The sequence below is a fragment of the Serratia silvae genome, assembly GCF_023282985.1.
GTDB classification, from domain to species: Bacteria; Pseudomonadota; Gammaproteobacteria; order Enterobacterales; family Enterobacteriaceae; genus Chania; species Chania silvae.
Map to the genome: position 1 here is coordinate 51,936 of NZ_JAGQDC010000012.1, position 11,790 is coordinate 63,725.

At 54.8% G+C, this 11,790-nt stretch carries 11 protein-coding genes; 7 read left to right on the forward strand and 4 right to left on the reverse strand.

The features are described from left to right. The first annotated feature begins 106 nt into the window (after positions 1 to 106). A complete protein-coding gene (gene malT / locus KAJ71_RS15110) occupies positions 107 to 2,821 on the forward strand; it encodes an HTH-type transcriptional regulator MalT (protein ID WP_248946500.1) in 2,715 nt (904 codons plus the stop codon). Between the two features lie 89 nt (positions 2,822 to 2,910). On the opposite strand, the gene KAJ71_RS15115 is transcribed toward malT, so the two are convergent. From KAJ71_RS15115 to KAJ71_RS15130, 4 genes are read right to left on the reverse strand one after another with little or no spacing between them, the layout of a single operon-like run. Beyond that, positions 2,911 to 3,567 (reverse strand): 3-keto-L-gulonate-6-phosphate decarboxylase UlaD, encoded by a 657-nt coding sequence (locus KAJ71_RS15115; RefSeq protein ID WP_248946501.1) that lies wholly within the window; start codon positions 3,565 to 3,567, stop codon positions 2,911 to 2,913. 14 nt (positions 3,568 to 3,581) lie between these two features. Next, entirely contained in the window at positions 3,582 to 4,055 is a 474-nt protein-coding gene (gene ulaC / locus KAJ71_RS15120) for a PTS ascorbate transporter subunit IIA (RefSeq protein ID WP_248946502.1), read from the reverse strand. A gap of 10 nt (positions 4,056 to 4,065) precedes the next feature. Beyond that, a complete protein-coding gene (gene ulaB, locus KAJ71_RS15125) occupies positions 4,066 to 4,371 on the reverse strand; it encodes a PTS ascorbate transporter subunit IIB (RefSeq protein WP_248946503.1) in 306 nt (101 codons plus the stop codon). A 15-nt stretch (positions 4,372 to 4,386) separates the two neighbouring features. Further along, a complete protein-coding gene (locus KAJ71_RS15130) occupies positions 4,387 to 5,784 on the reverse strand; it encodes a PTS ascorbate-specific subunit IIBC (RefSeq protein ID WP_248946578.1) in 1,398 nt (465 codons plus the stop codon). A gap of 410 nt (positions 5,785 to 6,194) precedes the next feature. Between KAJ71_RS15130 and ulaG the strand changes: the two genes are divergently transcribed. From ulaG to KAJ71_RS15160, 6 genes are all read left to right on the forward strand, one after another. Next, entirely contained in the window at positions 6,195 to 7,259 is a 1,065-nt protein-coding gene (gene ulaG / locus KAJ71_RS15135; protein ID WP_248946504.1) for an L-ascorbate 6-phosphate lactonase, read from the forward strand. A 143-nt stretch (positions 7,260 to 7,402) separates the two neighbouring features. After that, positions 7,403 to 8,158 (forward strand): HTH-type transcriptional regulator UlaR, encoded by a 756-nt coding sequence (ulaR, locus tag KAJ71_RS15140; RefSeq protein ID WP_024527599.1) that lies wholly within the window; start codon positions 7,403 to 7,405, stop codon positions 8,156 to 8,158. Positions 8,159 to 8,375: 217 nt separating this feature from the next. Beyond that, positions 8,376 to 9,365 carry an autotransporter family protein gene (locus tag KAJ71_RS15145; RefSeq protein ID WP_248946505.1) on the forward strand — a complete coding sequence of 330 codons (990 nt, stop codon included), beginning with the start codon at positions 8,376 to 8,378 and terminating at the stop codon, positions 9,363 to 9,365. Positions 9,366 to 9,532: 167 nt separating this feature from the next. Continuing rightward, positions 9,533 to 9,859 (forward strand): thiosulfate sulfurtransferase GlpE, encoded by a 327-nt coding sequence (glpE, locus tag KAJ71_RS15150; RefSeq protein ID WP_248946506.1) that lies wholly within the window; start codon positions 9,533 to 9,535, stop codon positions 9,857 to 9,859. Positions 9,860 to 10,017: 158 nt separating this feature from the next. Further along, positions 10,018 to 10,854, forward strand: coding sequence for a rhomboid family intramembrane serine protease GlpG (gene glpG, locus KAJ71_RS15155; RefSeq protein WP_248946507.1), 837 nt, complete (start codon positions 10,018 to 10,020; stop codon positions 10,852 to 10,854). Positions 10,855 to 10,887: 33 nt separating this feature from the next. Further along, entirely contained in the window at positions 10,888 to 11,646 is a 759-nt protein-coding gene (locus KAJ71_RS15160) for a DeoR/GlpR family transcriptional regulator (RefSeq protein WP_021181740.1), read from the forward strand. The last annotated feature ends 144 nt before the right edge of the window (positions 11,647 to 11,790 follow it).

The following is an 11,790-nucleotide window of genomic DNA, read 5'->3' on the forward strand; positions in this document are numbered from 1 at the left end:
CTACAAAATAATTAACTCAACCCGGTCCCGAGACAGGAACACGGTGAGATGAATTTCTTCGGGCAGTCCTTCGGCGGCGGGAACCGCACTTTACACCTGGAATATTATGCTGATCCCATCAAAACTGAGCCGTCCGGTACGGCTGCAAAATACCGTGGTTCGCGATCGCCTACTGGCAAAGCTGGCAGGTGCGGCGAACTATCGCCTGACTTTGGTCAATTGCCCGGCAGGATACGGTAAGACCACGCTGGTGGCACAATGGGCCGCAGGCAAATCAGATCTGGGGTGGTACTCCCTGGACGAGAGCGACAACCAGCCGGAGCGCTTCGCCAGCTACCTGATCGCCGCGCTGCAACAGGCCACCGCTGGCCACTGCGTGAAAAGCGAGGCATTAAGCCAGAAACACCAATATGCCAACCTTTCGGCGCTGTTTGCTCAGCTGTTTATCGAGCTGTCCGACTGGCACCAACCGCTGTACCTGGTGATCGACGATTACCACCTGATCACCAATGACCAGATCCATGAAGCGATGCGTTTCTTCCTGCGCCACCAGCCGGAAAATCTGACGCTGCTGATCCTTTCCCGCACCCTGCCTCCCCTGGGGATCGCCAATCTTCGCGTACGCGATCAGTTGTTAGAGCTGAGCACGCGCCAATTGGCTTTTAATCATCAGGAGGCTAAACAGTTCTTTGATTGCCGCCTCACTTCCCCGCTGGAGCACAATGACAGCAGCCGTCTGTGTGACGAAGTGGAGGGGTGGGCAACCGCCTTGCAACTAATCGCTCTCTCCGCCCGCCAGTCCACCTCTTCCGTTCAGCAATCGGCCAAGCGCCTGGCCGGGCTGAATGCCAGCCATCTGTCCGACTATCTGGTGGATGAGGTGCTGGATCGCGTCGATGCCGATGCCCGCGCGTTCCTGTTGCGCTGCTCGGTACTGCGTTCGATGAACGATGCGTTAATCGTTCGCCTGACCGGGGAAGACAACGGCCAGCAGCGCCTGGAAGAACTTGAGCGCCAGGGCCTGTTTATTCACCGTATGGACGACACCGGCGAATGGTTCTGTTTCCATCCGCTGTTTGCCTCGTTCCTGCGCCAGCGTTGCCAGTGGGAATTGGCGCTGGAACTGCCAGGCCTGCACCATGCGGCGGCGGAAGGTTGGCTGGCGCTCGGGTACCCGGCGGAAGCCATTCACCATGCGTTGGCAGCCAGCGATGTCAGCATGTTACGCGATATCCTGTTGCAACATGCCTGGTCATTATTCCATCACAGCGAACTGGCCTTGCTGGAGGAGTGTCTGAATGCCCTACCGTACGAACGGCTGATCCAGAACCCGAAACTGGCACTGCTGCAAGCCTGGCTGGCACAAAGTCAGCACCGTTACAGCGAAGTAAACACCCAGCTGGAACGTGCCGAACAGGCCATGCTCCAGCAAAAGATCGTCATTGACCAGACTCTGCATGCTGAATTTGACGCGCTGCGTGCTCAGGTGGCGATCAATGCCGGTAAACCGGAAGAAGCCGAACGCCTGGCTACCGAGGCACTGAAGTTCCTACCGCTATCCAGCTATTACAGCCGTATTGTGGCTACCTCGGTCACCGGTGAGGTTCACCACTGCAAAGGGGAGCTGGCACGGGCGCTGCCCATGATGCAGCAGACCGAACAGATGGCTCGCCGCCATCAGGCTTACCACTATGCGCTGTGGGCACTGTTGCAACAGAGCGAAATTCTGATCGCGCAAGGGTTCCTGCAAGCCGCCTATGAAACGCAGGATAAGGCCTTCGAACTGGTGCGTGAACAACATCTGGAGCAGTTACCGATGCACGAATTCCTGCTGCGCATCCGCTCACAGGTGCTCTGGTCGTGGTCACGGTTGGACGAAGCCGAAGAGGCGGCACGTGAAGGGTTGAAGGTATTGGCTAACTACCAGCCGCAGCAACAGTTGCAATGCCTGGCGATGTTGGCGAAATGCTCGCTGGCGCGTGGCGACCTGGATAATGCCAATGCTCACCTGCTACGCAGCGAAGTCCTGCTGCACGGCTCGCAGTATCACCGAGACTGGCTAACCAACGCCGATAAACCAAGGGTGATCCACTGGCAGATGACCGGGGATACCGCCGCAGCGGCCAATTGGCTACGCCATACCGAAAAACCGGGGATGGCCAACAACCACTTTATGCAGGGGCAATGGCGTAATATCGCCCGCGTGCAAATCCTGCTTGGGCAGTACGAAGAAGCCGAAGTGGTGTTAGACGAGCTGAACGAAAATGCCCGCCGCCTGCGGTTGGTGAGCGATCTCAACCGTAACCTGCTGCTCAGTAACCAACTCTACTGGCAGATGGATCGCAAAGTGGATGCCCAGCGCGTGCTGATAGAATCACTTTCGCTGGCCAACCGTACCGGGTTTATCAGCCACTTTGTGATCGAGGGAGAAGCCATGGCGCAGCAACTGCGTCAACTGATCCAGCTCAACACGCTGCCGGAGATGGAACAGCATCGCGCCCAGCGCATTCTGCGCGATATCAACCAGCATCATCGGCACAAGTTCGCCCATTTTGACGAGAACTTCGTCGATAAGCTGCTCACTCACCCGCAAGTGCCGGAGCTGATCCGCACCAGCCCGCTGACGCAGCGTGAATGGCAGGTGCTGGGCCTGATTTATTCCGGTTACAGCAACGATCAGATCGCTGGGGAGCTGGCCGTGGCAGCCACCACCATCAAAACCCATATCCGTAATTTGTACCAGAAACTGGGGGTCGCACATCGGCAGGAAGCGGTGCAGCAGGCTCAGCAGTTGCTGAAAATGATGGGCTATGGGGCCTAGTTTTCATGGGGTTAAGCCAGGGACCGTTCCCCCCTCCATACTAAACACCGTAGAAGAGGGGAATATAGTGAACCCGGTGAGGATTTGTGTCATCCCCACAGTTGGGCGATGGCACGTTTGAACTCGCGGGCGGCGGCCACAGGATCGGCGGCATCGCGAATGCTGCGACCAGCAATAAACACATGAATAGGAATGCCCTTGAACAACGGCAAATCTTCCAGGGCTAAACCACCGGTAACGGTCACCTTGAAGCCCATGTTGGTAAGGCGTTTGATGGCGGTGATATCCGCATCGCTCCATGCCACCCCGGCAGCCTGCGCATCGCGGCTGCGGTGGTAAACCACTTGTTGGATCCCCGCGTCACGCCATTCTTGTGCCTGCTCCCAGGTCCAGAAACCGGTCAGTTCAATCTGCACATCGCCGTTAAACTCTTTGGCTACCGCCAGCGCCCCTTTGGTGGTGTTGATATCGGCACAGCAGATCACCGTCACCCAGTCCGCATTGGCCTCAAAGCACATGCGCGAGAGGATCTTGCCGGCGTCGGCGATTTTGGCATCCGCCAGCACGATGCGGTCTGGATAAAGCGCCTTCAGATCGCGTACCGCACGAACCCCTTCGGCCACGCACAAAATGGTGCCAACCTCGATAATATCGACCTCATTGGCGATCAGGCGCGTGGTACGGTAGGCGTCATCCATTGACTGGTTATCCAGCGCGACCTGTAACATCGGTAAAGTATTTGCCATCTTGCTTGCTCTCCTTAGTGGGCTGCCGCTGCGGCAGAAGTCAGGTTAATCAGATCCAGTACCTGCTGGGGTGTGCGGCAGGCCCGCAGGCGATCAAAGTTGGTCTCATCCTCAAACAGATTAACCACCTGCAGGATGCCGACCTCTTGATGCGTTTTCGCATCCACCGCCGCCATGGTGATCAAGATATCGATTGGGTCGTTGTCCTCATCGCCAAAGCAGACCGGCGTTTTCAGCGTGACCAGAGCAAAGCCGGTTTTTAACACCCCTTCCTCCGGCCTGCCGTGGGGCATGGCCAGCCCCGGGGCCAAGACAAAGTACGGGCCAAACTGCTCAACACCGGCCAGAATGGCGTTGAAATAGCGCGGTTCTACCACACCGGCTTCCACCAACAGGTCGACGCCTATTTTTACCGCTTGCTGCCAGTCTTGCGCCTCGGCCTGCAACAAAATCGACTTGTTATGCGCCAGCGAATCACTCAGCTTCATTGCCATTGCCTCACTTGATGTCTTTGGGGAAATGAGCGCCGATCACGTCCATCAGCTTGGGACCAAAATCGGCGGCAGACAGCATATTGCGTACTCCCACCACATACTTATTGCCGCTGACAATGATTTCATCCGCTACGTGGGTAGAGGCAATAATGATGTCGGCGCCGCTCAGTTCGGATTTGTATTCCCCCACCGCGCAACTGTTTACCGTATGATCGACGCCTTGCTGGGTGAGGAACTGGTCGACTTTCATTTTCATGATCATGGAACTGCCTTGCCCACAACCGCATACCGCTAGAATTCGTACCGTCATGCTTGTGCTCTCCAGTTAGTTTGAAGCCGATTCAGTAAGTTGTTTTTCCGCATCCTCTTCCGCGCGCAACGTGCGCCCGGCAAAGAACATGTACAACAGCGCAATAACCACCACCACACCCATAAACCACAGGCCGAAGCTCAGGCCCTGCATCAGCGGCGGTGCCAGAATTGACCAGTCCGCCATCCCCATCCAGGCACTTAGCCCGGTCAGTTTGATGGCCCATACGCAGCCAAAGATTTCGATCATTCCCATCACCAGGCAAATCTTCATCGCCGCACGCCAGCCGCCGAAATGGTTGGCAAACACGCCGATGGTGGCGTTGGAGAAGAACATCGGGATAAAACCGGGAATGATCATGATGGAAGAGCCAATCGCCAGCAGTACGCCCACGGCGATCAACTGCCCCACGGTGCCCCACATAAAGCCCCACACCACCGCATTAGGAGCAAAGCTGTAAATAGCGGCGCAATCGATGGCCAGCACCGCTCCAGGGATCAGGCGTTGGGAAATGCCGTTGAAGGCTTCGGTCAGTTCGGCAACGAACATCCGCACCCCCTGCACGATGATGAAGATAGCGACGGCAAACATCAGGCCGGTTTGCAGGATGTAGATCGTCCAATGGGTTTTACCCGCCATCTGCTGCAGGGTATCGAGCCCGAAGGAACAGAGAATGATGCCGAAGAACACCGTCATTACGATGGCGGTAGAAACAATGTTGTCATGGAAGATATTGAGCCAGCCGGGTAGTTTGAGATCCTCTACGCTGTCCTCTTTTTTACCGAGGTAAGGCGCCACCTTATAGGCCACCCAGGAAGCAAACTGCTGTTGGTGACCGATGGAGAATCCGCTGTTTTCTGTCACCGACTGGGTTGGCTTGAACATCATGTTGGAGGTGATCCCCCAATACAGCGAGGCGATCAGGGCGCTACACAAAATGGTGGTCCACATGTCGTAACCCAAGATGTAGAAGAACACCGCGATCAGCCCCACCTGCTGGAACATGATATGGCCCGTCAGCATGATGGTGCGGATGCCGGTGATGCGCCGCAGCAAGACATAAACAATATTCAGCGCCAGTGCCAGCAGCACCGCATAGCCCACCCAGCTGTAGGCATCCCCCATCCGTTCAATGGTTGCCATCATTGAGGCATAGGTGTCTGAGATGGCACCGTTGATGCCATAAACCTCGGAAAGTTTGGCCACCACCGGTTTGAAGGTGCCGGTCAGGATGCCGGAACCTGCCTGCAACAGCATAAAACCGATGATGGTTTTGATGGTGCCTTTGATGATCACTGCCGCGCTTTTGCGCAACAACAGATAGCCCAGCAGTGTGACCAGCCCCAGTAACAACGGGGCATTGGTCATCACCTGATTAAAAAAGACGGTGAAGATGGTGTAGAGGGTTTCCATACGGCTCTCCATGTAGCGTTTATGCGCCGTAGGGAACGCCGCTGGTCGCCAGGCCAACGCGTCACCATAACGCAGGGATAAGCTAACCATAGCAATCACAGTGAATCACCAAAAGATCATAAATGATTATTTGTGAACAACCTCTCAAGTTATAGGGTAAAAATTTGTACATTCAACGATCTGGATTGATGACCATTCCATTACCCATTGAATTAAATACAAGTTAATGAATGAGGCGTTGAGCACCAAGCCGAAAACCTGGGGTAAAAGGCCCGATTTAAAGCGACTAAACACCGGTTGTCAGAATAAATAAACGGTGCTAGATTCAGTAAAACAAATCACAACCAATCATAAAATGACTTATTGTGATTTAATATGATACAAAACGCCCTGATGATGAGGAACGAATCATGAGTAAAGTCACTACCATCACCCGCGAATCCTGGATCCTGAACACCTTTCCGGAATGGGGTTCCTGGCTGAATGAAGAGATTGAGCAAGAGCAGGTTGCCCCTGGCACCTTCGCCATGTGGTGGCTGGGATGTACCGGTATCTGGTTAAAATCAGAGGAAAATGCCAATCTGTGCGTCGATTTCTGGTGCGGTACCGGCAAGCAGAGCCACGCTAACCCGCTGATGAAAACCGGCCACCAGATGCAGCGCATGGCCGGGGTGAAGAAGCTACAGCCCAATCTGCGCACCACCCCGTTCGTCCTCGATCCCTTTGCCATCAGGCAGATTGATGCCGTACTGGCCACTCACGATCATAACGACCATATCGACGTCAACGTCGCCGCCGCAGTGATGCAAAACTGTGCCGCCAACGTGCCCTTCATCGGGCCGCAGAGCTGTGTGGATATCTGGCTCGGCTGGGGCGTACCGGCAGAGCGCTGCATTGTGGTAAAACCTGGCGATGTCATCAAAATCAAAGATGTGGAAATCCACGCGCTGGATGCGTTCGACCGCACGGCGCTGATCACCTTGCCGGTGGAGCAAAAAGCGGCGGGCATGCTGCCAGACGGCATGGATCAGCGGGCTGTCAACTACCTGTTCAAGACCCCTGGCGGCAATCTTTACCACAGCGGGGACTCCCACTACTCCAACTATTACGCCAAGCACGGTAACGATCACCAGATCGACGTAGCGCTCGGGTCCTATGGCGAAAACCCACGCGGCATCACCGATAAAATGACCAGCGCCGATATTCTGCGCATGGCAGAATCCCTGAATGCCAAGGTGGTGATCCCGTTCCATCATGATATTTGGTCGAACTTTCAGGCCGATCCGCAGGAAATCCGCGTGCTGTGGGAAATGAAAAAGGACCGGCTGAAATATGGCTTCAAGCCGTTTATCTGGCAGGTGGGGGGGAAATTCACCTGGCCGCTGGATAAAGACAACTTTGAATACCATTATCCACGCGGCTTTGACGATTGCTTTACTCTTGAGCCGGATCTGCCGTTTAAATCCTTCCTGTAACGGTTAAGCATGAGAACGTGATGCCATTGCAGCTTTATGCGCACTTCTGCACACCGATGATTCAAATCGTCAGCAGGTGCGCATATAATCACGGAATATCCCCTGACGACGGGGTAACGTTCTCATTTCCCGACGGAGCCAGCATGACCGAATCACAGCGCCATAATGCCATTCTCGATCTCTTACAGCGTAAGGGGCAAATCTCCGTGGCCGATGTGATTAGCGCCTTCGAGATCTCACCAGCAACGGCGCGCCGCGACATCAATAAGCTCAATGAGACCGGTAAGCTACGCAAGGTGCGTAACGGTGCCGAAGCCACCAGCACCCCACGCCCCACCTGGACGCCGCTCAATATCCATCAGACTCAGCATCTGGATGAGAAGATGCGTATCGCCAAAGCGGCCGCACAACTTTGCCAGGCGGGAGAGAGCGTGGTGATCAACTGCGGCTCCACTGCGTTCCTGCTCGGGCGTGAGATGTGCGGTAAAGAAGTGCAGGTGATCACCAACTACCTGCCGCTGGCCAACTATCTGATCGAACGTGAACACGAAAGCGTGGTGATCATGGGCGGCCAGTATAATAAAAGCCAGTCGATCACCCTGGCTCCCCAAGATGGCGATGCCACCCTGTATGCCGGGCACTGGATGTTTACCAGCGGTATCGGCCTCACCAGCGACGGGCTATATAAAACCGATATGCTCACCGCCATGGCCGAGCAGAAGATGCTCAACTACGTGGGGAAACTGGTGGTGCTGGTCGACAGCAGCAAGGTTGGCCAACGAGCGGGTATGCTGTTCAGCCGCACCGAGCAGATCGATATCGTCATTACCGGGCGCGATGCCGATCCGGCGATAGTCGAGCAACTGCGCCTGCAAGGGGTGGATGTACAACTGGTTTAACCTTTACTCCGCTGCCTTGCTCTATATTTTTGTCATCCTGGGAATATTTTCCCAGAATGACATCTATAAATTAGGAAATATATAACCCCCAACACATCAACCTAATAAATAGATCATCCATTAAACCCAGAGTTAATGCGAAGCCCCTCCATTTTCTCATGACTTTATCGTTTCATCTGGGTACTATTGCGGCAAATTTCCACATGGAGTTGGGATTGTGCCAATAAACAGGAAAACACTCATTGCGGTCGGGATTTATCTGACTACCTCTCCGGCCATGGCGAGCACGGATACCCTCATTGATTATAGTTATCGGCCCGATGCCGGAGTTTATCTGGGTAATCAGGTGGCCGCGTCAACGCTATTTTCTCATACCCTGCACCAAAGAAAGACCGCGCCAGGCGATAGTCAATTCTGGATGCGGCTGTCGGGTTATCACAGCAAGGATCTGAGCGCGGGCGATAACGGTGTACCCGTCGATATGGATCGCCAGGTCTTTATGCTTGGCGGGGATTTGTTGGCCTTGGATAACAATAAAGAGGAGTGGACGGCAGGCCTGATGACCGGCTACGGCCACGCCAAGAGCAGTGCTAACAACGCCACCAGCTCATCCGAAGGCAAGGTCGACGGCTATTCTATCGGCGCTTACAGCACCTGGTATCAGGATAAGAAAAAGCACTCCGGGGCATATGTGGATTCCTGGCTGCAATATGCCTGGTTTAGCAACAGCGTGACCTATGCCCAAGGTAAGCAGAATTATGACAGCACCGGCTTTAGCGCCTCACTGGAAACCGGCTATGCCTTGCAGCCTTTTTCTGCACTCGAGTTGATTATCGAGCCACAGCTGCAGATTATTTATAACCGCTTCGATACCGATAATTATCGGGATCCAGCGGGTGTCTATATTCATCAGGCCGATGTGCCGAACGTCACCTCTCGCGTCGGTATTCGCTGGTACAGCGATCAAGACGATTATACTACCGCGTATCTCGCCACCAACTGGTGGCATAATAGTGGCAAGAACGCGGTTAACTTTAATGATACGCGGGTAGAATCCAACTCTCTGGATGATCTGTTTGAGGTGAAGTTAGGCCTACATTCGCCTAGCACTTACAACATGCAGCTGTGGTTTGAGGGCGGGATCACCATGGGAGCCAACAGCTACCAGGATTACGGCGGCACCTTGGGTGTGAGCTATCGCTGGTAACAACGCTGTGCTGTACGGGGATGTATGAATACCGCAAGCGCATGGATGCGCTAAAGCGGCCAGCTTGAAAGATGACGGGTATAAAGACCCTGCTATTGCTCTGGTCTAAATCCGGCCAATGTTGGATACAATACCGGCATTCCCCCATTACCCGGTATTTTGCAGTTATGGAACAGTTTGAAACGATAGACGTTGTGCAAGCACACCAACGCCTGAAAGACGGTAGCGCCGCGCTGGTTGATATCCGCGATCCACAAAGCTTTGAGGCTGGGCATACGCCAGGTGCTTTTCATCTGACCAATGCCACCCTGTCCGCATTTATGCTGCAAAACGAGTTCGATCGCCCGGTGATGGTCATGTGCTATCACGGCAACAGCAGCCGCAGTGCCGCGCAGTATCTGCTGCATCAGGGGTTTGACGCGGTCTACAGTATTGATGGCGGCTTTGAGGCCTGGGCCCGCCAGTTCCCACAGGACGTTGAAACCTCCGCCTAATCCTCTTTGGGCCGCCTTTCCGGGTGGCCAATTACTGAATTCAGCACTGTTTTTGTCAGATCTCTTCCCTGTGCTCAGGATTTCAACGGTATAATCAGCCGCCAATGCCATCGGCGGTTTTGCCCGTGGCCAAAGTCATCTACTTAGACGGAATACCTATGGTTCGAGTGATCGCCGTATCCAACCCTCGCCTGGCGCAGGCCTTTGTCGATTATATGGCAACGCAGGGGGTTGTACTTGAAGTCCGCACCACGGGCGATACAGCCGAAATCTGGCTGGCGGACGAGGCTCATCTGGAGCAGGTGCAACACGAACTGCAACCGTTCCTGCTCGATCCGCTCAACCGCCGCTATCAGGCCGCCAGTTGGCAGGCAGGCAGCACCGATGCCGGTCTACAGTATCAACCGTTTTCTTACCTGCAAATCATCCGCAGCAAAGCCGGCCCGCTGACGCTTACGGTGATGAGCCTGTGTATTCTGATCTACATCCTGATGCAGATGCTGGGTGATGATACCGTCATGTTCTGGCTCTCCTGGCCGCAAAACAGCTCGCAATATGGCCAGCTGTGGCGCTGGGTCAGCCATGCGTTTCTGCATTTCTCGCTGCTGCACATTACCTTTAACCTGATGTGGTGGTGGTATCTTGGTGGTCCGCTGGAAAAACGCCTCGGCACCGGCAAGCTGTTTGTGATCGCCGTGGTGTCGGCCTTCTTCAGCGGCTGGGCGCAGTCGTTGTTCAGCGGTGCGCTGTTCGGCGGGCTTTCCGGGGTAGTTTACGCGCTGATGGGCTACGTCTGGCTAAGCGGAGAACGCGCACCGGAACGCGGTTTGAACCTGCCACGGGGCTTAATGGTCTTTTCCGCGCTCTGGCTGGTGGCCGGTTATTTCGATATTTTAGGAATGTCGATCGCCAATGCGGCACACGTTGCCGGTTTAGTGATAGGGTTATTAATGGCATTCTGGGATACGCGGCATCGCGCGCACAACGAACAATAACAACCAGGCACATCGGTGTATTAGGGGATTATCGTGAAGCAAACACAGCGTCATGACGCAATTATCGAGTTGGTGCGCCTACAGGGATATGTCAGTACGGAAGAGCTGGTCGAGCATTTTGCCGTCAGCCCGCAAACCATTCGCCGTGATTTAAACGACCTGGCCGATCAGAACAAAATACAGCGTCACCACGGTGGGGCTGCGCTACCTTCCAGTTCGGTAAATACCGCTTATCACGATCGCAAGGTGATGTGGTCGGAAGAGAAAGCCCGCATAGCCCAGCGCGTGGCCAGCCAAATTCCTGATGGCGCCACGCTGTTTATCGATATCGGTACCACGCCGGAGGCGGTAGCCCACGCGTTGATGGGCCATAAAAATCTACGGGTCGTCACCAACAACCTGAACGTGGCCACCCTGCTCACCGCCAAGGAGGATTTCCGTTTGATCCTGGCCGGTGGCGAAGTCCGTACCCGTGATGGCGGTATCATGGGCGAAGCCACGCTGGACTTTATCTCCCAGTTCCGCCTTGATTTCGGCATTCTCGGCATCAGCGGCATCGATATGGATGGCTCATTGCTCGAATTCGACTATCACGAAGTGAGAACCAAACGCGCGATTATCGAAAACTCCCGCTGCGTGATGCTGGTTACCGACCACTCCAAGTTTGGCCGTAACGCGATGGTGAACCTGGGGAACATGAACCTGATTGACTATCTGTTTACCGATCAGGCTCCGCCACCTAGCGTGATGAAGATTATCGAGCAATACGACGTGCAGTTGGAACTCTGCTGATCGCCCCTCACCCTAGCCCTCTCCCTGCGGGAGAGGGGACCTAACGCGCCACAGATTAGCTCCTGCGCCCTACCTCCGCACTGGCTTAACGCCCTCGTTCTGACCAGTCAAAATGCCACTTCCTCCAAACACAGCACCGTTGCA